The sequence below is a fragment of the Microbacterium sp. Cr-K20 genome, from assembly GCF_000708325.1.
Classification (GTDB): domain Bacteria; phylum Actinomycetota; class Actinomycetes; order Actinomycetales; family Microbacteriaceae; genus Microbacterium.
The window spans coordinates 22,098-44,004 of record NZ_JARE01000013.1 but is presented as its reverse complement, the minus strand read 5'-3'; the positions used below and the strand labels follow the sequence as shown (position 1 = coordinate 44,004).

Below are 21,907 nucleotides of genomic sequence, written 5' to 3'. Positions count from 1 at the left end.
CGGAGTGCTGCTGATCGCGGGCACCGGCGCTGCGGCACTCGGCGCCGACGCGGACGGCATCCGTCTGATCGACGGCTGGGGGCCCGACATCGGCGACCTCGGCAGCGGATCCTGGCTCGGCCGCGAAGCGGCCAGGGCCGTGCAGCGGGCGACCGCCGGGCTCGGACCCGATACGCGACTGAGTGAAACAGTCGCCGCGAGCATCCTTCCTGCCGACGACGTGGTCACCTGGCTCGCCGAGGAGGGATCGGTCGCTCGGCGTCTCGGCTCCCTGGCGCCTCTCGTGCTCGACGCCGCGGAGACCGGTGACGACGTCGCCCACCGGATCGCGACGGAAGGTATCCGCCTGCTCACCGCCACGGCCGTCGCCGCCTCGTCACTGACTCGCGACATCGCACTGCACGGCGGCCTCACGGATCACGCCTGGTTCCGTGACAGCCTCATCTCCTCGCTGCACGCTGCCGGACGCCGGGTGATCCCCGCCGCCGGCGACGCCCTCGACGGCGCGCTGCTGATCGCACGCCGCACCGATCTCCCTCACGAAAGGTTCGTCCACCGTGCCGAATGACGATTCCCGCCTCGCCTCCCTCCTCTCCGTACTGGAAGGCCTCGGCACCGAGGCGTCCACGACCGAGCGCGGGGATCTCGACCTGTTGAGCACGACCGAGCTCGTGCATCGGATGAACGACGAGGACCGGCGGGTCCCCGAGGCGGTCGCCGAACGGGCGGACGAGATCGCGGCGGTCGTCGACGCGATCACGGAGCGGTTCCGGCGCGGCGGTCGGCTCATCTACATCGGGGCCGGCACGGCCGGCCGCATCGGCGTGCTGGATGCCAGCGAGTGCCCGCCCACCTTCGGCACGGACCCCTCGATGGTGGTCGGGCTGATCGCCGGCGGCGAGATCGCGATCCGCTCGGCCGTGGAGAATGCGGAGGACGACGCGGAGGCGGCAGGTGGATCCCTGCGTGAACTCGGACTCTCGGCCGACGACACGGTGGTCGGCATCTCGGCTTCCGGCCGGACGCCGTATGTCGTCGGCGGGCTGAACTACGCCCGCAGCGTCGGCGCGTTCACGGCGGCGATCGCCTCGAACGCGGACTCCGAGATCGGTGCCGCCGCGGAGGTCGCCATCGAGGTCGTGACCGGACCGGAGTTCATCTCCGGATCGACGCGCCTCAAGGCCGGCACCGCGCAGAAGCTCGTCGTGAACATGCTCACGACCCTGTCGATGATCAAGCTCGGCAAGACCTACCGCGGGGTGATGGTCGATCTCCTCGCCACGAACGAGAAGCTCCACGCGCGCTCCATCCGTACCGTGTCGCAGCTCGCCGGCGTCGACATCGACGTCGCGGCCGCCGCGCTGCAGGGGGCGGACGGCTCGGTCAAGCGCGCCCTGCTGATGCTGGCGGTCGACGCCACACCGCAGGCCGCGGCATCCGCGCTCGATGAGGCCGACGGGGTGCTCCGCGACGCGATCGCCGCTCTCGCCTGAGGGGAGTGGCCGGTGCCGTCGTGACGTGCCTCGGCCCCTGCGCGGGCCGCGCCGAGCCCGGGAGTCGGTCCGGTAGCGTGGCCGGATGCCCCTCGCCCTGATCACCGGCGCCGCGCGCGCGAACAGCATCGCCGCCGGCATCGTTCCCCGCCTGCGCGCGGCCGGATGGACCGTCGTGACCAGCGACCTCCGCGACGCCGACCACCCCGCTGACCTGTCGACCGCGGGTGGACCGGAGGCCCTGATCGCCGAGGTGGTGGCGGCGCACGGTCCGATCTCCGCGCTCATCCTCAGCCATGCGCACGACGTGCAATCCGGCATCCTCGACACCACGGCCGAGAGCTTCGACCTGCACGTCGCCGTGAACGCACGGGCGAGCCTGCTGCTGATCGCGGCGTTCGCGCGACAGGTCGGCGACGACGGGGGAGCGATCCTCGCCCTCACCAGCGACCACGTGACCGGAAACCTCCCCTACGGCGCATCCAAGGGCGCTCTCGACCGGTTGGTCATCTCGGCTGCCCGCGAGCTCGGTCCGCGGGGCATCTCGGCGAACGTGCTGAACCCCGGACCCATCGACACCGGCTGGATGGACGACGAGACGCGCACGGAACTGGCCGGGATGACGCCGCTCGGGCGACTCGGACGGGGCGTTCTCGGCGCAGTACTGACCGAGCGTGGCGGGGTGCGGATCTCCAGGACGAGGGGAGACCGCCGGCGATCCGAAGCCGGTGCGCGCCACCGATTCGGCTCGCCATCTCGCGGCTTGTACGCTGGTGGCATCCCCCGATCCACCCGGCACATTCGCGCGCCGGCGATCTCGGCGCGCGCTCACACATGCAAGGACGCAGATGAACGATTCCGCGGCACACCGCGACGACTGGGCTGAGAGCGAAGAGCTGGCGGAGCGGATGATCCCGCTCATCGGGGCGCTTCGACGCGAACACGATGTGGTCACCTCGCTGCACGGGCACCGACTGCTCGGGCTCTCGGCGACGGGACTGGTCGAGGTGCACGAGCGCGTCGCCCAACTCGGGCACGAGCGGCTCCCGATCGAAGACACGCTCGCCGTGCTCGAGGCGATCCACGCCCTCGCTCCCGGCGCCTCGTCGCTCGACGTCGCGCGCCTGGTCGCGGGGCACGCCGAGAGCGGCCGGCCTCTGGACGACTACCTCGCCGAGGAACTCGCACCCGCCATGGGGGCCGTCGCCGCCGAGCCCACCGACGTGGTGCTCTACGGCTTCGGGCGCATCGGTCGCCTGCTCGCCCGCATCCTCATCGCCCACACCGGCGGCGGCAGCGGACTGCGGCTGCGCGCCATCGTCGTCCGCCGCGGGGCGGAGAACGACCTCGCCAAGCGCGCCTCTCTGCTGCTGCGCGATTCGGTGCACGGCCGCTTCGCCGGCTCCGTCACCGTCGACGAGGAGGCCAAGCAGATCATCGCGAACGGCACCCGCATCCAGGTGATCTACTCCGACGACCCGGCATCCATCGACTACACCGCCCACGGAATCCACGACGCGATCGTCGTCGACAACACCGGACGCTGGCGCGACGAGGAAGGCCTCTCCCAGCACCTGCGCTCGACGGGCGTCGCGCGCGTGCTGCTCACCGCACCGGGAAAGAGCCCGCTCAAGAACATCGTGCACGGCATCAACGACGAGACGATCGCCGCCTCCGACCGCATCCTCTCCGCGGCCTCCTGCACCACGAACGCCATCACCCCGGTGCTGGCGGCGATCGACGAGGCGTACGGCGTCGTCAAGGGGCATGTCGAGACCGTGCACTCGTTCACGAACGACCAGAACCTGATCGACAACTTCCACAAGGGCGACCGCCGCGGTCGCTCGGCGGTGCTCAACATGGTCATCACCGAGACCGGAGCCGCGAAGGCCGTCGCCAAGGCGCTCCCGCAGCTGGAGGGCAAGCTCACCGGCAGCTCGATCCGTGTGCCCACGCCCGATGTGTCGCTCGCGGTGCTGCACCTCACCATCGAGCGCCCGGCCACCAAGGAGCAGGTCAACGACTACCTGCGCCGCGTCTCGCTGCACTCCAAGCTGCGCCAGCAGATCGACTACGTCGAGAGCCCCGACGTCGTCTCCACCGACTTCGTCGGCTCGCACCGCGCCGGCATCGTCGACGGCCTCGCCACGATCGCCGACGAGGACACCCTGATCCTCTACGTCTGGTACGACAACGAGTTCGGCTACTCGTGCCAGGTGATCCGCGTGCTCGAGGTCATGGCGGGGTCGCACCCGATCGTGCTGCCCGAGCGCCGCGAAGTGACGCTGCAGGGCTGAGCGTCTCCTGCGCCGCGTCGGTGGCGCCCGGCATGATGGGGGCATGAAGACCGCGACCCTGCTCACCGAGCGTCTCCGATCGCATCGGCTGAGCGCGCCGGCGCGCACGGTGACGGATGCCGCGCACCACATGCTCGCGGTGCAGAGCCAGGACTTCACCGCGGGGCGCTGGGCGCTCGCCGCGCGTACCCGCGGGCCGGTGCGTCTGCGCGACGTCGACCGTGCGTTCGACCGCGGCGACCTCGTGCGGGCGTGGACCATGCGCGGCACGCTGCACACCGTGCCGGCACGCGACCTGGGCTGGATGCTCGAGGTCACCGCCGCCCGACAGCGGCAGCAGGCGGTCTCCCGTCACCGTCAGCTGGGCATCGACGACAGCATGGTCGCGACGGCGGTGCGCGCGCTGACGCCGCAGCTGCGCGACGGTGGCCGCACCCGCGCCGAGGTGTTCGAGATCCTCGAGGGCGTCGGCATCGACCCGACGGGGCAGCGCGGCATCCATCTGCTCTTCACCCTCACGGTCGACGGCCTCATCTGCCAGGGGCCGGTCGCCGCGCGGGCGGGCATCACCAGAGACCAGCGGTTCGTGCTGGCCGAGGAGCACATCCGCGAGCACACCCGCCCGGCAGACCCACTCGCCGAGCTGTTCGTGCGCTACATCGACGGGCACGGACCGGCGGGCGTCGCCGACTTCGCGTGGTGGTCGGGACTCACGCTCGGACAGTCACGCGAGGCGGTCGAGCGCGCGGCAGGGCGGGTCGACGAGGTGGACGAAGGGCTGTTCGTGTCGCTCCAGCGTCCGCGGCGCGCGACGGACGCGACGACGGTCCACGCCCTCCCCGCTTTCGACGAGTACTACATCTCCTACGCCGACCGCACGACCGTGTGCGCGCCCGAGCACCTGGCCACCGTCGGCCCGGGCAAGAACGGCATGGTGCGCGCCACGCTCATCGAGCAGGGACGCGTCATCGGATGCTGGACGCACGCGAGCGCGACCCGCGACGCGCCGCCGGAGCTGTTCGCGGAACCCGCCGAACCGGCAGCCGTGGAGGCCGCGCTGGCGCGATTCGCGCACTTCGCCGGCGACTGAGCGCGTCGCCGGCGAAGAAAACGGTCACCGCGAGGCGAGCACAGCCTCCGCGGGGGCGACGAGTGCGGCGATCTCGGGTGCCAGCGCGATGAGCCGTTCGTTGGCCTCGGGCTCGGCGACGGTCGCCCGGAGCCCTTCGCCCGGGAACGGCCGCACGAGCAGGCCGTGACGTTCCAACAGCTCGGCGGCAGCGGCCGTGGCATCACCGAGGGGAAGCCAGACGAAGTTGCCCTTGCTCTCGGGAAGCGCGAGGCCGGCGGTGGTGAAGGCGGCGACGACGCGCTCCCGCTCGACGACGAGCTCGGCGACCCTGGCCTCGAGCTCGTCCTCGGCGGCGAGGGAGGCGATCGCGGCCGTCTGCGCCAGGTCGGTCACGCCGAACGGGATGGCGACCTTGCGCAGCGCGATGCCCAACTGCTCGGGGGCGATCGCGTACCCGATGCGCATGCCGGCCAGGCCGTAGGCCTTCGAGAAGGTGTGCGCGACGGCGACGTTCGGGTAGCGGCGGAAGCACTCGATGCCGACGGGGGAGTCGTCGCGGTCGTTGAACTGCACGTACGCCTCGTCGATCACGACGACGATGTGCGGCGGGACCTGGGCGAGGAATCGATCGAGCTCGGCGTCGCCGATGGTGGTCCCGGTCGGATTGTTGGGGTTGCACACCAGGATCAGGCGCGTGCGGTCGGTGATGGCCGCCCGCATCGCGTCGAGGTCGTGCCGGTGGTCGTCCGTGAGGGGGACCATGACGGGCACGGCTCCGGCCGCGCGAGCGAGCATCGGATACGCCTCGAACGACCGCCAGGCGAACAGGACCTCATCGCCCTCACCGGCCGTCGCGCGCATCAGCTGCGACACGACCTCGACCGATCCGCTGCCGAGCACGACGTTCACCGGCTCGACGCCGAACCGCTCACATAGCACCGCGGTGAGGGCCGTCGCCGCGGTCTCGGGGTAGCGGTTGATGTGCGCGAGCCGGTCGGCGATGGCAACGGTCACCGACGGGAGCGGGGGATAGGGGTTCTCGTTCGACGACACCTTGAAGACCGGCCCGGTGGTCTCCGCCTGCGGCGCGGCCTTTCCCGGCGTGTATCCGGGGATCGCGTCCAGGTCCTCCCGCAGTCTCAGCTCCGACATCCGTTCCGCCTCTCTCATCATCCGCTCGTGCGGCACCCGTCCGTCCGTTTGACAGTGCCGGGCATCATCCATACTATCGCAATTGAATATATCGAATGTGGTCAATTCGGTCGGTGCGGCCGGAAGGACGGAAGGAGCGGAGCGACGGTGCCCCAGTCTGCGGTGGATTCCCCGGAAGCGCCGCTCGCCCTGCGCGTGCGGGCGATGCGGTGGGAGGCGCGGGACGTGCTGTCCCTCGAGCTCGACGACCCGACGGGTGCGCCCCTGCCCGCGTGGGAGCCCGGTGCGCACATCGACCTCCGCTTCGCGAACGGAGTGGAGCGCCAGTACTCGCTGTGCTCCGACCCCGCCGACCGCACTGCCTGGCGCGTCGCGATCCTGGCCGAGAGCCCGAGTCGCGGCGGCTCCCGCTATGTGCACCAGAGTCTCCGGGTCGGCGAACTCGTGACCGTCTCCGCCCCGATCAACCACTTCGCGCTCGCCCCCGCAACGGAGTACGTGTTCGTCGCGGGCGGCATCGGCATCACGCCGATCCTGCCGATGCTGTCCGAGGCCGTCCGCCGCGGGATCCCGTGGCGCCTGGCGTATCTCGGCTCGACGGAGGAACGGATGGCGTTCCTCCGCCACCCCCAGCTGGCCGGGGGCGAGACGCTCCTGGTCCGTGGCGACGCCGACGAGCGACTCGACCTCGCCGCGTGGATCGGCGTCCCCTCCGCTGGGACCGCCGTGTACGCGTGCGGCCCCGAACGCATGCTGGATGCCCTCGAGCAACTCAGCCTCGACTGGCCGCACGGCGCGCTGCACCTCGAGCGCTTCCAGCCGAAGACGTTCGGCGAGTCGCAGGGCGCCGACACCTTCGAGGTCGTGGCGGCCAGGTCCGACCTCGTCGTCACGGTCGACCGCGGCTGCAGCATCCTCGAGATGCTCGAGAACGCCGGGATCGGGGTGCCGAGTTCCTGCCTCGAGGGCGTCTGCGGCACCTGCGAGACGACCGTGATCGACGGCGCCCCCGAGCACCGGGACTCGATCCTCACCCCCGACGAGCGCGAGAGCAACGAGGCGATGATGATCTGCGTGTCCCGCTCTCTCGGCGAGCGTCTCGTCCTCGACATCTGACCCCCGCACGAACGGAGCGAACATGGACACCGGAACCGCATACGGCCTACGCCTCGGGCAGCCGCTCAACGAGCTCGCCCAGGTCGGCCCCGGCACCCCCTACGGCGAGGTGCTTCGCCGCTACTGGCACCCGGTCGCGAAGGTCGAGGATGCGACGACGCGCCCGATCTCGCTGCGGGTGCTGGGCGAGGAGCTCGTGCTCTTCCGCACCCGCAAGGGCAAGGCCGGCCTGCTGCACCCGCGGTGCATCCATCGCGGCGCCTCGTTGTTCTACGGCGGCGTCGAAGAGGAGGGCATCCGCTGCTGCTACCACGGGTGGGTGTTCGACACCGAGGGGCACTGCCTCGAGCAGCCGTGCGAGCCCGAACTGGGCCTGCACCGCGATCGTGTGCGCCAGCCCTGGTATCCGGTCGAGGAGCAGTACGGCCTGATCTGGGCGTACCTGGGCCCGCCCGAGAAGAAGCCCGTGCTTCCGCGCTACGACACCCTCGAGGAGCTCGCCGACGACGAGCAGCTGATCGTCAACGACCAGGGCGTGGGCGGCGGCGGACCAGCCCAGCTCGACTTCAACTGGCTGCAGCACTGGGAGAACGTGATGGACCCGTTCCACGTGCCGATCCTGCACGCGCGCTTCAGCGGCAACCAGTTCACTCCCGAGATGGCGCTCATCCCCGAGGTCAGCTACGAGTACACGCCGCTCGGCGTGCGCAGCATCCAGATGCGCGAGCTCGGCGACGGTCGTCAGCTGCGCCGCGTCACCGAGGTCATCTTCCCGAACCTGCGGGTCGTGGCCAGCCCGAAGCTCAGCTCGGGGCAGACGAACATGATCGGCTGGGTCGTGCCGATGGATGACACGAACTTCCGCATCTTCACCGTGGCGCGCGATGCCGATCCCGACTTCCTCGCGAAGCTCCGCTCCACGCACGAGGGCAAGCCGTGGAAGGAGCTCACCGACCTCGAGCATCAGCGCCTGCCCGGTGACTACGAGGCGCAGAAGTCGCAGGGTGCCATCTCGCTGCACTCCGAGGATCACCTCACGACCACCGATCAGGGCATCGCGATGATCCGGCGGATGATGGCCAAGCAGCACCGCGCGGTCGCAGCCGGCGACGACCCGGTGGGCGTGAGCTTCGATGAGGCGGAGCGGCTGGTGCGCATCGAGGGCGGCAACTACTTCGAGGGTGCCGCAGACGCGCCGCTGCTCGCCGACGCGGTGGACGACTGACATGGCGAAGTACACGGCGCGACCGCCGCGCGGAGACCGCCCGGTCCTCGTGCTCGGGATCAGCGACGTGTTCGTGATCGAGGGCGAGCCCTCGGTCCCGGTGAGCATGCACCACCTCTCCGCCTGGGGCCGGTGGGTTCGCGACGTCGCCATCCCGGACTCGGCGGCCCGACGCCTGCACGAGCTGGCCGAGCACTTCGACATCGTCTGGGCATCCGAGTGGGGACACAACGCGCACACGGCGTTCCGCGGGCCGCTCGAGTTGCCGGAGGAGCCCTGGCCCTTCTTGCCCGTGCAGTTCGACAAGCTCGCGCACATCCGCCGCTATGCCGATGGTCTGCCGTGGGTCTGGGTCGACGATCCTCTCGTGGATCTCAGCGGAGAGCCGCCGGAGTGCGAGGACGGGATCGTCGTGCGGGTCGACCCCGCTGCCGGCATCCTGAGCCTCGATCTCGATGATCTGCTGACACGGACGCGCGCGCTCGTCGAACGGCGCACGGGAGGGAACACGATGCACACGAGCGAGGAGCAGGGATGAGCGCTGACGTCGCGATCGTCGGCGGACGCGTGGTCACCGGCCTCGGTGAGGAGCTCGACGGCGGCACGGTGCTCGTGGCGGGCGGCCGCATCGAGGCGGTCGGTGTCGGCATCGCGGTGCCGGACGGTGCGCGGGTGATCGATGCGACGGGATGCTGGGTCCTGCCCGGACTCATCGACCCGCACAGCCACATCGGCGTGCACGAAGAAGCCAACGGCCCCGCGGGCTTCGACGGCAGCGAGGTGTCGTCGCCCGTGACCGCCGGCGTGCGGGCGATCGACGCGATCAACATCGAGGATATGGCGTTCGCCGACGCGTTGGCAGGCGGCATCACGGCGGTCGTCGTGAAACCGGGATCGGGGAATCCGATCGGCGGGCAGAGCGTGGCGATCAAGACCGCCGGTGGACGCTCGGTCGACGAGCAGGTCATCCGCGCGGCGCTCGGCATGAAGTCGGCGCTCGGCGAGAATCCGAAGCAGGCCTATGGGGAGCGCAAGCAGCTGCCGTCGACCCGTCTCGGCATCGCGCTCGTCATCCGGCAGGCGCTCCTGGATGCGCGCGACTACGCCGAACGGCGGGATCGCGCCCGCGCCGAGGGCACACCGTTCGCGGTCGACCTGGGAAAGCAGGCGCTCACCGAGGCCCTCGACGGCGCGCTCTCCTGGGAGCAGCACGCGCATCGGCACGACGACATCGCGACGGCGCTGCGCATCGCCGAGGAGTTCGGGCTGCGTCTCGTGCTCAACCACGGAACCGAGGCCCACAAGCTCGCCGACGTGCTCGCGGAGCGCGATGTGCCCGTCATCTTCGGCCCCATCCTGTCGAGCCGATCCAAGATCGAGGTGCGCGAGGCCGATCCTGCGAACCTCGCGACCCTCGCCGCGGCGGGAGTGCGCGTCGCCCTGACCACCGATCATCCGGTGGTTCCCATCGGGCTCCTCGCTCTGCAGGCTGCCGTCGCCGTGCGTGCCGGCCTTCCCCGCGAGACCGCCATCGCCGCCATGACCTCCGCCGCGGCCGACATCGCCGGCATCGGCGACCGCGTCGGTGCGCTGGAGGTCGGCCGCGACGCGGATGTGGTTCTGTGGACCGGAGACCCGCTCGACGTCGCCTCGACCGTGCGGGAGGTGCTCATCGACGGACGGACCGTCTACACCACGAAGAAGGAGAACTTGTGACGCTGCGCGACGATGCCGCCCGCCTGCTGCCCGAGCTGGTCGATCTGCGACGCCGCCTGCACCGCATCCCCGAGGTCGGTTTCGACCTGCCGCAGACGCAGGCCGTCGTGCTCGCAGAACTCGCCGACCTCGGCCTCGAGATCACGACCGGCACCGACCTGAGCTCGGTCACCGCGGTGCTGCGCGGGGCGGGGGACGGCCCGTCGGTGCTGCTGCGGGGCGACATGGACGCGCTGGCGATCGTCGAGGAGACCGGGCTCGAGTACGCGTCCTCCAACGGCGCCATGCACGCGTGCGGTCATGACCTCCATGTGGCCGGACTCGTCGGCGCCGCCCGGCTTCTGGCGGCACGGCGGGAGAGCATCGCGGGGTCCGTCGTCTTCATGTTCCAGCCGGGCGAGGAGGCCGGCGGAGGCGCGCCGCTGATGATCCGCGACGGCGTGCTCGAGGCGTCAGGCGCGAGGGTCGAAGCGGCATATGGCATCCATGTCGGTCCGGGGGAGTGCGGCACGTTCCAACTCAAACCGGGCACGATCATGGCCGGTGCGAACGTGCTGAAGGTCAGCGTGCACGGCCGGGGCGGCCACGGCTCCCGCCCGCATCAGGCGGTCGATCCGGTGCCCGCGGTCGCCGAGATCGTGCTGGCGCTGCAGAGTTGGGTCACCCGGCGCGTCGACGTGTTCGACCCCGTGGTGCTCTCGGTGACGAAGCTGTTCGCGAGCGAGGTCGTGAACGTGATCCCCGAGCAGGCCGGGCTCGCCGCGACGCTGCGCACGCTGTCCGAGGCCTCGATCGCACAGGCCAAGGCGGAACTTCCGCCCCTCATCGAGCGCATCGCGGACGCGCACGGGTGCACGGCCGATGTCGAGGTGATCATCGGCTATCCGGTGACCGTCAACACGGCCCCGGAGACCGCGGCGGCGACGGCGGTGCTGCGCGAGGAGTTCGGCGACGAGCGGGTCGAAGAGCTCGCCGTGCCGTGGATGGCCTCGGAGGACTTCTCGTTCGTGCTCCGCGAGGTTCCCGGGACGTTCCTGTTCCTCTGTGCCACGCCGCCGCACGTCGATCCGGACGACATCCCGATGAACCATTCACCGCACGCGGTCTTCGACGATGCGGTGCTCGGCGATCAGGCCGCGGCGCTGGCCGCGCTCGCTCTCCGGCACGTGTCCCGCTAGGCGCGGGCGCCGTTCGGTCGCGGTGCCGAGACCGCGGTCAGCGGCCGAGCGTGCGGTGGTCCAGCACGGCCTTGCGCCCGGCCTCGACGTCGCTGCTGCGGATCGCATCGATGAGTGCCTCGTGGATGTGCAGGCGCTCGTCCGTGTCCTGGCGGAATCCGGGGACGGCCAGTGCGTCCTCATCCGCCGCGCCGGCGGTCTCGCCCTCGATGTAGTCGACGAGGTTGAGGTAGAACGTCCGCAGCACCGCGTTCGGCGAGATCTCGGCGATGCGGCGATGCAGCCGCCAGTTGCCGTGCAGCCCCTCGATCGGGTCGTGCCAGTGGTCGGCGAGGTCGGACATGACCGCGTCGAGGTCGGCGATGTCCGCATCGGTGCGGTTCAGGACGGCGTCATGCATGACCGCCTCGTCGAGCGCATCGAGCACCTTGATCACGTCGTTGACCGGAGCGCCGGTCTGGCGCAGACGGAGCACGCTGTGGGCGAGGCGGATGAGCGGCGACTGGTCGGCGACGAAGATGCCGCCGCCCGGGCCCGGGCGCAGGTCGACGGAGCCGCGGGCGCGCAGCACGCGCAGCGCTTCGCCGAGTGTGGCCGGCGCGACGCCGAACTGCTCGCACAGGTCCTGTCGCGTGCCGATGCGGTGGCCGGGGGCGAGGCCCTCGGACTTGATCATCGCTTCGACCTCGGTCACGACCCGGTCGGCGACGGACTGTGCGGGCGCGACACGCTGGAAGGTGCGCGCGTCATCCTGGGTGCTGGCCACGGGAATCCTTCGGTCGGGGCAGTGTTGTGCAGCGGATCTCTCACATCCTAGGGACGCCCCGCCGCCGGGGAGCGGCGGCTCAGGGCGATTCTCCTATTTGCAGTAATTGAATGTATCTAATACAGTCAATCACGCAATGCTGCTCACGAGAGGAAACAGATGACCGACCACACCGGTGGCGATCTGCTCGCCGACTCCCTCATCAACCAGGGAGTCTCACGGATCTTCGGCATTCCGGGCGTTCAGCTCGATGCCGCCGCAGACGCCCTCCATGCCCGCGCCGACCAGGTCGACTTCATCTGCGCTCGCAACGAGCAGGCAACGACCTACATGGCCGACGGGTATGCGCGCAGCACCGGAGACGTCGGTGTCGCCATGGTCGTTCCCGGCCCGGGAGTGCTCAACGCCCTCTCCGGTGTGGCGACGGGCTACTCCGCGAACTCGCCGATGCTGCTCATCGCCGGACAGATCGATTCGAAGGCCATCGGCCGCGGACTCGGCGCCCTGCATGAGATCCCGGACCAGACGGGCATCCTCGAACGGCTCACCAAGTGGACCGGCATCGCCCGCTCCGCCGACGAGATCCCCGGACTCGTGCGCGAGGCCTTCGTGCAGCTGCGCAGCGGCCGCCCGCGTCCCGTCGCGATCGAGGTGCCGCCGGACGTGCTCGCCGCCACCTCGCGCATGGCGGCGGCCGAGATGGTCGCCGACGCCCCGCTCGTTCCCGACGAGCAGCAGATCCGCGACGTGGCGGCCCGGCTCCTCGCGGCTCAGCGCCCGATGATCGTCGTCGGCGGTGGAGTGCTCGCCTCGAACGCGTCCGTCGCGCTGCAGGCGCTCGCCGAGGCACTGGAGATTCCCGTGCTGATGACCGAGAACGGCCGGGGAGCGCTCGACGCCCGGCACCGCCTCGCGTTCGACTCGCTCGCGCTCCGCGCCTTCCGTGAGGACGCCGATCTCGTACTGGCGGTCGGAACCCGCTTCGTCTCCACCTTCGGAACCCAGGTGGACACCCATGGTGCACCGGTGATCCTCGTGAACGCGGAAGAGGCGGACCTCGGCGGCCCGCGCGCCGCTGTGCAGACCCTCCACGCCGACGCCCGGCTGGCGCTCGCCGCGCTCGCCGCCGAGGTGGGGTCCCCGCAGCGGGACTCCAGAGAGAGCGAGTTCGTCCGCGTCCGCTCCTGGCTCGCCGAGCAGTTCGACGACATCGCCCCGCAGCGCGAGTACCTCGCGGCGATCCGCGGCGCGCTGCCCGAGGATGGTGTCTTCGTGAGCGAGTTCACCCAGGTCGGCTACGCGGCCAGTGCCTGCTACCCCGCGTATCAGCCGCGCACCTACATCGGCCCCGGTTACCAGGGCACGCTGGGCTACGGCTTCGCGACGGCTCTGGGCGTGAAGGCCGCGGATCCGGCCCGCTCGGTGGTCTCGGTCAACGGCGACGGCGGATTCTCCTGGACGCTGCAGGAGCTGTCGACGGCGAAGCGCTACGGCCTCGGACTGGTGACGATCGTCTTCCACGACGGGTTCTACGGGAACGTGCGCCGCATCCAGAAGAACCGCTACGGCGCGCGCTACTTCGCCAGCGACCTGACGAACCCCGACTACGGCAAGCTGGCCGACGCGTACGGCATCCGCTCCGCGCGGGCGTACACGCCGCAGGAACTGGCGGGTGTGCTCGCCGATGCGGTCCCCGCGAACGAGCCGATCCTCATCGACGTGCCGGTGGGGGAGTTCCCCTCGCCGTGGCACCTCATCCATGAGGGCGTCCCGCGTCCCGTGCCGCTCGCGCCCGACGCGCACCTCGTGCAGCGGGCAGGGGTCTGACATGACCATCGGGCACGACATCGCAGGCATCAGGGAAGATGTCGATGGCCTCAGGGCGATCGATGTCGTCAGCCCGGCCGACGGCACCGTCATCGGCGCCGTCGTCGCAGGCGGCCCCGCGGACGTCGATCGCGCGGTGGCCGCGGCCGCGGACGCGTTCGGCAGCTGGTCCACGACGCCGATGGCGCAGCGGATTGCTTACGTAGAGGCGCTCGCCGAGGGGTTGGCGCGCCACCGTGAGCTTCTCGCCGCGACCCTCAGCGCCGAGATGGGCTCGCCGATCGCGTTCGCGCGTTCCGCTCAGGTCGGGGTCGCGATCGCCGACCTGAACATGCTCGCCGATGCTGCCCGCGCGCACGTCGAGCGGGAGGCGGTGTCGAACTCCCTCGTCGTCTCGGAGCCGGTCGGCGTCGTCGCCGCGATCACCCCGTGGAACTTCCCGCTGCACCAGATCGTGCTCAAGGTCGGCGCCGCCCTTCTCGCGGGCTGCACGGTGGTGCTCAAGCCCAGCGAGGTCGCCCCTCTCAACGCCGCGATCATCGGGGACATCCTCCGCGAGATCGGATTGCCGGGCGGTGTCGTGAACATCGTGCACGGCGACGGCGCAGGAGTCGGCTCGCCCCTCGTCGCCCACCCGGGCGTCGACATGGTCACCTTCACCGGCTCACGCCAGGTGGGGGAGCAGGTGGCTCGCGCCGCGGCGGCGACCATCAAGAAGGTCGCTCTCGAGCTGGGCGGCAAGTCCGCCGCGATCGTGCTCGACGACGCACCGCTCGACGAATCGGTGCGGGGAGTGCTCGCCTCGTGCTTCGCGAATGCCGGCCAGACCTGCGCCGCGCAGACCCGCGTCCTGGTGCCCGAGAGCATGCGGGATGCCTGGCAGAATGCCGCGCTCGAGGTCGCCGCAGGCTGGGCCCCCGGGGATCCGCGCGAGGAGGGGACCGCGACCGGACCCCTGGCCTCCGCTCTGCAGCGCGACCGCGTCCGCGCGCACATCGCCACGGCGATCGACGAGGGCGCGCAGGTGCTGACCGGCGGTCTCGATATCGTCGAACCGACGGCAGGCGGCGCCTACGTGCAGCCCACGATCTTCACCGATGTGACGCCGGACATGCGGATCTTCCACGAGGAGGTCTTCGGTCCGGTGCTCACGATCACCCCCTACGGCACGGTCGATGAGGCTGTCGACCTGGCGAACGACAGCGTCTACGGACTGTCGGGCGGCGTGTGGTCGAGCGACCCTCGACGCGCCCTCGACATCGCTCTGCGCATGCGCACCGGGACCGTCGGCATCAACGGCGCAGGCCTCGATGTCGGTGCGCCCTTCGGCGGATACAAGCAGTCGGGCGTCGGTCGGGAGTGCGGTGTCCACGGGTTCGAGGAGTTCCTCGAGCTCAAGTCGGTGATGGGCGCCGCTGCCCTCATCGACGATCGCTCGTGAAGTTACATACCCGAAACACCGGCGACACGAGCCAATAAAGAGTAATTCATAACATTCAATTGGGTTGACCCGCACCGTGCGGAACCCGTGAGAGAGGACACCATGAGACGCAGCATTGTCGCCGCGGCCGCCGTCGGCGTGACGGCCCTCGCCCTGTCCGGCTGCGCCGGTACGGCGGAGCCCGGGGGAGGAGAAGCACAGACGATCAAGATCGCCGTGCAATCGGATCCCGGAACGCTCAACCCGATCACGAACGCGACGAACGCGAGTGAGTCCGTATCCACGTTCGGGTACGAGTCGCTGCTCTTCTACCCGACCGGGGAGGAGCCCCGAGGGCTGCTCGCGGATTCGTGGGAGTCGACCACGACCGGCGTGGAGTTCACGCTCAAGGACGGCATCCTCTGCGCCGACGGCACGCCGTTGACCGCGACCGATGTCAAGTCCACATTCGAGTACGCCGCGGCCGACGAGACGGGCTCGCCGTACAAGGGCGTGTACTTCCCGGCCGAGGGCCTCACGATCGAGGCGGACGACGATGCCCGCACGGTCACCTTCACCAGCGCGAACGCCCAGAGCTTCCTCGCCGAGACGATCGGCGCCCTGCCGATCGTGTGCGCGTCCGGTCTCGCCGACCCGGCCGTTCTCGACACCGAGTTCCACGGCACCGGCGCCTACGCGTTGAAGGCGTCCTCCCCGGGGCAGTCGTACACGTTCACGCTGCGTGACGACTACACCTGGGGTCCCGACGACACGACCAGCGAGACGGCAGGGCTGCCCGGCACGGTGGAGGTCTCGATCATCGAGAGCGATTCGACCGCCGCCAACATGCTCCAGACCGGCGAGGCCAACGTCGCCGAGGTCGGCGGCAGCGAGCGCGACCGGCTCGACAAGACCGAGTTCGCGAAAGAACTCGAGGTGCCGCTGCGCCCGGGACTGATCTTCTTCAACCAGGCGGAGGGCCGGGTCGGCCACGATCTCGCCGTCCGTGAAGCTCTCGCCCAGGCTGTGGACCGCGAAGCCGTCGGGCCTGTCGCCTCCGCCGGTCGCGGCGAGCAGATCACGACACTCGTGTCCGAATTCGGCGCCGCGTGCACCGCCATGGACAGCTCCGGCGCCATCCCCGACTACGACGTGGATGCTGCTGCTGCCGCACTCGACGCCGCGGGCTGGGTCGAGGGTGCCGACGGCATCCGCGCGAAGGACGGCAAGCCGCTGTCCATCCTGATGCTCTACCCGGCATCCGAGAGCCAGGGCGTCACCGCCGCGATCGAACTGCTGCAGACCGAGTTCAAGAAGATCGGTGTGGATGCTGTGCCCACCCCGTCCGCGTCCTACACCGACGTGATCTTCTCCGGCGGCGACTGGGACATCGTGTGGGCCCCGATCTTCACGAGCCTCCCGAGCGACTGGGCCGGCATCCTGGGCGGCGAGTTCCCGCCCAACGGCGGTAACTGGACCTACAACAGCAACCAGGAGTACTTCGACCTGGTGGGCGAGGCGCAGGCGCTGGCCGGAGCCGACTCGTGTGACGCCTGGCAGGCTGCTCAGGACTCCCTGTTCCGCAACCTCGAGGTGCTGCCCGTCTACTCGTCGACGTCGACTTTCTACGGTGTCGGTGTGGAGTTCGGCATGTCGAAGAGCATCCTCGCTCCGACCACGATCCGCGTGACAGAGTGACAGGATGACGTCGCAGATCGTGACGCGGCCGAAGACCGTCGTGGTGGCCACCCCTCGGGGTGGTCGCCACGGCGGCGGCCGCTGGATCCCCTTCCTCCTCCGGCGCATCGGCCGGATGCTCATCGCGATGTTCGTGATCGTGACGGCGGCATTCGTCGTCCTCCGCGCCGCCGGGGGAGACCCGGTCCGTGCGGCTCTCGGACCGACCGCACCGGCATCCGTGGTGGCGGAGCGCCGGGCGCAGCTCGGGCTCGATGATCCGCTCATCGTGCAGTTCTGGAACTATCTGACGGGCATCGTGTTCCGCGGTGATCTCGGCGTCTCCCTGATCACCGGACGATCGGTGAACGAGCTGGTGGAATACCGGCTCCCCGCCACCGTGCAGCTCGCCGGCATCGCGTTCGTCGTGATCCTCCTCATCGCGATCTCCCTCGGGCTCGCCATCGCGATCCTCACCGCCGGTAACCGCCGTCGCCCCGTCGAGGTCGCCTTCACCTCGGTGACGGGCTTCTTCGCCGCCGTGCCGGAGTACCTGATCGGTGTCGCACTGCTGACGCTGTTCGCGATCACGATCCCGCTCCTTCCGGTCGCCGGCATCAGCGGCCCGCAGTCGTACATCCTGCCCGTCCTCGCGCTCGCACTCGGTGCGTCGGCGTCGCTGTCGCGCATCGCCCGCGTCGAGGCGCTCAACGTGCTCAGCGACGACTACATCCGCACCGCGCGCTCCAAGCGGCTCCCGGCCGCGATGGTGTACTTCCGGCATGCCCTGCCGAACATGCTCACCGCCACCCTGACCCTCGGCGGCGCCCTGCTCGCGACGATGATCGCCGGCAGCGTCCTGGTCGAGCGGGTCTTCAACTGGCCGGGCATGGGCAGTGCCTTCGTGCAGGCGATCATCACCAAGGACTACGGCATCGTGCAGGGGCTCGCGATCGTCTACGCGGCGATCATCCTCGTCGTGAACCTGCTGGTGGATGTGGTGCTCGCCATCCTCGACCGTCGTACGACCATTCTGGAGACCGCATGACCTCCTCGCACCGGCGGCGCTCCTGGCTGCTGCAGTCCCCGATGGCGCTGATCTCGCTGACCTTCATCGCGATCTTCGCCCTCCTCGCCGTGTTCGCCCCGATGTTGTGGGGTACGCAGGCCGAGACCCCGTCGCCCGCTGACCTCCTCCAGCCGCCGAGTGCCGAGCACCCTCTCGGCACCGACGCACTCGGGCGGGACCTGCTGCTGCGCACGCTCGTGGCCACGCGGCTGTCGCTCGTGATGGCGCTGACCGCGACCGCTCTGGGTGCCGTGGCCGGGCTGATCCTCGGTGCGCTGCCGGTCGTCGCCGGTCCGCGCGTGCAGCGCATGTTCGGCTCGGTCATCAACACCTGGCTCGCCTTCCCGGTGCTGCTGGTGGCGATGCTCACGGTGATCCTGCTCGGCACCGGCTCCACGACGGCCGTGATCGCGCTCGCGCTGACCATGACCCCCTCGTTCGCCCGCCTCGCACAGACCCTCTCCTCGCGCGTCGGGGGTTCGGAGTACCTGGCCGCGGCCCGCCTGCTCGGGGTGTCGAAGACGCGTCAGTTCACCCGCTACATCCTCCCCAACATCGCCGAGCCGGTGATCGTCAACGTCACGATCTCGATCGGCGGGGGACTCCTCGCCCTGTCGAGCCTCAGCTTCCTCGGCGTCGGCGTGCAGCCGCCCGAGTACGACTGGGGCCGCCTGCTCAGCGAGGGCTTCGAGCAGGTCTACAGCCAGCCGTCCGCGATCGTCGGGCCGGGTGTGATGGTCGTGCTCGCCGGAATCATGTTCGGCATGTTCGGCGAGGCGCTGGCCTCCCACATGCGCGGCCGGGGGCGCACCCGCACGCTCAGCGTCCGCGAGCTCGGCGATCCTGACCGCGTCTCCTCGACCACTGCCGTCGAGGAGCGGAGGGACGACGTGGAACCGCTGCTGGACGTTGCGGGCCTCAGCGTCTCCTTCCCCGGTGAGCACGGCTGGGTGCGCCCCGTGCAGGACGTCTCGTTCCGCGTCGCACCCGGCGAGATCGTCGGCGTGGTCGGCGAGTCCGGCAGCGGCAAGAGCGTCACGATGATGGCGATCGCGCAGCTGGCTCCGGCCGGGGCCGCCGTCAGCGCGCAGCGCCTCACCTTCGCGGGAGAGGAGCTGTCCGGACTGTCGAGCGAGCGTGCGGCGAAGAAGCTCGGCACGAGGGTCGGTGTCGTGTTCCAGGACTCGCTCACCGCGCTGAACCCGGCGCTCCGCGTGGGCACGCAGCTCGCCGAGGTGCCGCGCGTGCACCAGAAGGCGACGCGGCGGGAAGCGGATGCCGCGGCCGTCGACGCTCTGGCTGCCGTGTCGATCACCGATCCGGCGCGTCGGGCCAAGCAGTTCCCGCACGAGTTCTCCGGTGGCATGCGGCAGCGTGCGCTCATCGCGATGTCGCAGATCGGGAAGCCGCGGCTGATCATCGCCGACGAGCCCACCACGGCGCTCGACGTCACGGTGCAGCAGCGGGTGCTCGCCCTGCTCCGCCGCGAGTGCGAGGAGACCGGGGCAGCGGCGATCGTCGTCTCGCACGACATCGCGGTGTTGGCCGAGCTCTGCCAGCGCATCCTGGTCATGTACGGCGGCCGCATCGTCGAAGACGTCGACGTCCGCCACCTTGCAGAACCCGAACGGCTGGCGCATCCGTACACCCGCGCGCTGGCGGAGTCGCTGCCGGATCTCGACACCGACCGCACGGCACCGCTCGCGACGATCCCCGGCGAGCCGCCGGACCTCGCGCAGCCGGTGGTCGGCTGCGCGTTCGCCCCGCGCTGTGCGTTCGCCACCGAGCTCTGCCGCACCGAGACCCCTCAGCTCGTCGCGCACGGCTCCGGCCGCGTGGCGTGCTGGCACCCGCAGGACGTGGGCGTGCACGAAGACGAATTCGCGAAGGCGGGTGCATGATGGCCGATCTCGTCATCGAGAACCTCGTGGTCACATTCGGCCGCGGGCCCCACGCCGTGAATGCGGTGGACGACGTGTCGCTCACGGTGCCGCACGGCACGACGGTGGGGCTGGTGGGCGAATCCGGATCGGGCAAGTCCACGGTCGCACGCACGGTCGCGGGGCTTCAGAAGCCGACGTCGGGGCGGATCCTGCTCGACGGCAAAGACCTCGCGGTCGGACGCCGTGATCGCCGGGCCCACGCCCGAGACGTGCAGATGATCTTCCAGGATCCGTACTCGTCGCTGAACCCGCGCATGTCGGTGGGCGAGACCCTGGACGAGGCGCTGGCCACCCACGGCTCCGGCAACGCCAAGGCTCGTGCGGCCGGCGTCAAGGAGCTGCTCGAACTCGTGCGGCTGAAGCCCGGTGTGTCGGAGTTGCATCCGTCGAGCCTGTCCGGCGGCATGCGGCAGCGCGTCGCGATCGCCCGCTGCCTCGCGGTGAAGCCGCGCCTGATCATCGCGGATGAGATCACGTCCGCCCTCGACGCCTCGGTGCAGGGCGCGGTGCTCAACCTGATGCGCGACCTGCAGCGCGAGCTCGAGCTCTCGGTGCTGTTCATCACCCACAACCTCGCCGCGGTGCGCTACATCGCCGACACCACGGCCGTGATGCGCAGCGGCGAGATCGTCGAGCACGGCGATGCCGACGCGATCGTCACGAACCCGCAGCATCCCTACACACAGGCGCTCGTGGCGGCCATCCCGCGCATCCAGAACGCCGGCACTGACAGCCTCCTCCACTCGATCGGATCCTGAATGACCCTGCTCGACGACGCTCAGGTCCTGCTGCCCGAGCTCGTGGCCCTGCGCCGCGCCATCCACGCCGACCCCGAGCTGGGTCTCGAGCTGCCGCGCACCCAGCGACGGGTGCTCGACGCGCTGGAGACCCTCGGACTCGAGGTGGTCCTCGGTGAGGGCCTGAGCTCGATCGCCGCGGTCGTGCGCGGCGCGCATCCCGGACCGACCGTGCTGCTGCGTGCCGACATGGACGCGCTTCCGCTCGTCGAGGACACGGGGCTCGACTACGCGGCGACGGGGGAGCGGATGCACGCCTGCGGGCATGACCTGCACGTCGCCGGTCTCGTCGGAGCCGCGCACCTGCTGGCGGGGCGTCGCGAGGAGCTCCACGGCGATGTCCTGCTGATGTTCCAGCCCGGCGAGGAGCTCGGCGACGGCGCGAAGCGGATGCTCGCCGAGGGGCTCCTCGAGACCACCGCGTCCCGGCCGGTCGCGGCCTTCGGCATCCATGTCGTTCCCGGCGAGTACGGCGTGTTCTCGACCCGTCCCGGCGCGCTCATGGCCGGCGCGATCGAGGTCGAGATCACCGTCACGGGCGCCGGCGGCCATGCGTCGGCCCCGCACCTGACCCGCGATCCCGTGCCCGTCGCCGCCGAACTCGTCACCGCGCTGCAGACCTTCGTCACCCGCCGTTTCGACGTGTTCGATCCGGTCGTCCTCAGCGTCACGCAGCTGCATGCCGGGGGACCGGCCCGGAACATCATCTCCGACACCGCCACGCTCGTCGCCTCGGTGCGGGTGCTGTCGCACGAGTCGAGTGCGCGCGTGCAGGCGGAGCTCCCCGTGCTCGTCCGCGAGATCGCGGCCGCCCATGACTGCACGGCCCAGGTCGATGTGAGCGTGCTGTGCGCGCCCACCGTGAACGATGCCCGCGCGGTGGAGCGGGTGCGCTCCACGCTGCAGGGCCTCTTCGGCGAAGAGTGCGTGTGGGAGACCGCACACCCCGTGATGGGATCGGAGGACTTCTCCTTCGTGCTCGAACAGGTGCCGGGGGCCTTCCTGTTCTTGCGGGCGACGCCGGCAGAGGTCGACCTCGAGTCGGCGTCTCCGAACCACTCTCCGACGGTCGTGTTCGACGATGCGGTCCTCGCCGATCAGGCCGCGGCGCTCGCGGCGTTCGCGCTGGAGACGCTCACGGCCTGATCTGCAGCCTCGT

General features: G+C 70.3%; 18 protein-coding genes and 1 pseudogene. 17 read left to right on the top strand and 2 right to left on the bottom strand.

Going from position 1 to position 21,907, the window contains the following annotated elements; genetic code table 11:
- The 5 genes and pseudogenes from GZ67_RS0102395 to GZ67_RS0102375 form a co-directional block, all read left to right on the top strand.
- A partial coding sequence (locus GZ67_RS0102395; RefSeq protein WP_029273748.1) for a BadF/BadG/BcrA/BcrD ATPase family protein occupies positions 1–568 on the top strand: 568 nt, incomplete at its 5' end.
- A complete protein-coding gene (murQ, locus tag GZ67_RS0102390) occupies positions 558–1,493 on the top strand; it encodes an N-acetylmuramic acid 6-phosphate etherase (RefSeq protein WP_029263042.1) in 936 nt (311 codons plus the stop codon). The genes GZ67_RS0102395 and murQ, both read left to right, overlap by 11 nt.
- Before the next feature lie 85 nt (positions 1,494–1,578).
- Positions 1,579–2,136 (top strand): annotated as a pseudogene (locus tag GZ67_RS0102385) (SDR family oxidoreductase); the annotation flags it as partial.
- Between the two features lie 205 nt (positions 2,137–2,341).
- Positions 2,342–3,790 carry a glyceraldehyde-3-phosphate dehydrogenase gene (locus GZ67_RS0102380; protein WP_029263040.1) on the top strand — a complete coding sequence of 483 codons (1,449 nt, stop codon included), beginning with the start codon at positions 2,342–2,344 and terminating at the stop codon, positions 3,788–3,790.
- A gap of 43 nt (positions 3,791–3,833) precedes the next feature.
- A complete protein-coding gene (locus GZ67_RS0102375) occupies positions 3,834–4,880 on the top strand; it encodes a winged helix DNA-binding domain-containing protein (RefSeq protein ID WP_029263039.1) in 1,047 nt (348 codons plus the stop codon).
- Between the two features lie 24 nt (positions 4,881–4,904).
- Here GZ67_RS0102375 and hisC read toward each other — a convergent pair whose 3' ends face one another.
- Entirely contained in the window at positions 4,905–6,014 is a 1,110-nt protein-coding gene (gene hisC, locus GZ67_RS0102370; RefSeq protein ID WP_036303823.1) for a histidinol-phosphate transaminase, read from the bottom strand.
- Positions 6,015–6,161: 147 nt separating this feature from the next.
- On the opposite strand from hisC, the gene GZ67_RS0102365 reads away from it, so the two are divergent.
- From GZ67_RS0102365 to GZ67_RS0102345, 5 genes are read left to right on the top strand one after another with little or no spacing between them, the layout of a single operon-like run.
- The gene (locus GZ67_RS0102365; RefSeq protein WP_231481673.1) at positions 6,162–7,130 is read left to right on the top strand and encodes a PDR/VanB family oxidoreductase; all 969 of its coding nucleotides are present in this window, start codon (positions 6,162–6,164) and stop codon (positions 7,128–7,130) included.
- Positions 7,131–7,152: 22 nt separating this feature from the next.
- Entirely contained in the window at positions 7,153–8,355 is a 1,203-nt protein-coding gene (locus GZ67_RS0102360; protein WP_051662281.1) for an aromatic ring-hydroxylating dioxygenase subunit alpha, read from the top strand.
- 1 nt (position 8,356) lies between these two features.
- The gene (locus tag GZ67_RS0102355; protein WP_029263035.1) at positions 8,357–8,893 is read left to right on the top strand and encodes a hypothetical protein; all 537 of its coding nucleotides are present in this window, start codon (positions 8,357–8,359) and stop codon (positions 8,891–8,893) included.
- Complete coding sequence (locus tag GZ67_RS0102350; protein ID WP_029263034.1) at positions 8,890–10,071, top strand: amidohydrolase; 1,182 nt, start codon at positions 8,890–8,892, stop codon at positions 10,069–10,071. The genes GZ67_RS0102355 and GZ67_RS0102350 overlap by 4 nt, the downstream gene beginning before the upstream one ends.
- Entirely contained in the window at positions 10,068–11,249 is a 1,182-nt protein-coding gene (locus tag GZ67_RS0102345) for a M20 metallopeptidase family protein (protein WP_029263033.1), read from the top strand. The genes GZ67_RS0102350 and GZ67_RS0102345 overlap by 4 nt, the downstream gene beginning before the upstream one ends.
- Positions 11,250–11,286: 37 nt before the next feature.
- Here GZ67_RS0102345 and GZ67_RS0102340 read toward each other — a convergent pair whose 3' ends face one another.
- Positions 11,287–12,015 carry a FadR/GntR family transcriptional regulator gene (locus GZ67_RS0102340; RefSeq protein ID WP_051662280.1) on the bottom strand — a complete coding sequence of 243 codons (729 nt, stop codon included), beginning with the start codon at positions 12,013–12,015 and terminating at the stop codon, positions 11,287–11,289.
- Positions 12,016–12,174: 159 nt separating this feature from the next.
- On the opposite strand from GZ67_RS0102340, the gene GZ67_RS0102335 reads away from it, so the two are divergent.
- The 7 genes from GZ67_RS0102335 to GZ67_RS0102305 all read left to right on the top strand — a co-directional run bounded on the left by GZ67_RS0102335 (position 12,175) and on the right by GZ67_RS0102305 (position 21,894).
- Entirely contained in the window at positions 12,175–13,842 is a 1,668-nt protein-coding gene (locus GZ67_RS0102335; RefSeq protein ID WP_036303820.1) for a thiamine pyrophosphate-dependent enzyme, read from the top strand.
- Between the two features lies 1 nt (position 13,843).
- Positions 13,844–15,283 carry an aldehyde dehydrogenase family protein gene (locus GZ67_RS0102330; protein ID WP_051662279.1) on the top strand — a complete coding sequence of 480 codons (1,440 nt, stop codon included), beginning with the start codon at positions 13,844–13,846 and terminating at the stop codon, positions 15,281–15,283.
- Positions 15,284–15,385: 102 nt separating this feature from the next.
- Positions 15,386–16,960: an ABC transporter substrate-binding protein gene (locus GZ67_RS0102325; protein ID WP_029263029.1), complete on the top strand. Its 1,575-nt coding sequence runs from the start codon at positions 15,386–15,388 to the stop codon at positions 16,958–16,960.
- Between the two features lie 4 nt (positions 16,961–16,964).
- A complete protein-coding gene (locus GZ67_RS0102320; RefSeq protein ID WP_081859849.1) occupies positions 16,965–17,987 on the top strand; it encodes an ABC transporter permease in 1,023 nt (340 codons plus the stop codon).
- On the top strand, positions 17,984–19,909 hold the full coding sequence (locus tag GZ67_RS0102315) for a dipeptide/oligopeptide/nickel ABC transporter permease/ATP-binding protein (RefSeq protein ID WP_029263027.1): 1,926 nt from the start codon (positions 17,984–17,986) through the stop codon (positions 19,907–19,909). The genes GZ67_RS0102320 and GZ67_RS0102315 overlap by 4 nt, the downstream gene beginning before the upstream one ends.
- The gene (locus tag GZ67_RS0102310) at positions 19,906–20,709 is read left to right on the top strand and encodes an ABC transporter ATP-binding protein (protein ID WP_197021063.1); all 804 of its coding nucleotides are present in this window, start codon (positions 19,906–19,908) and stop codon (positions 20,707–20,709) included. The genes GZ67_RS0102315 and GZ67_RS0102310 overlap by 4 nt, the downstream gene beginning before the upstream one ends.
- Positions 20,710–21,894 (top strand): M20 metallopeptidase family protein, encoded by a 1,185-nt coding sequence (locus tag GZ67_RS0102305; RefSeq protein WP_029263025.1) that lies wholly within the window; start codon positions 20,710–20,712, stop codon positions 21,892–21,894. It begins immediately after the preceding gene.
- The last annotated feature ends 13 nt before the right edge of the window (positions 21,895–21,907 follow it).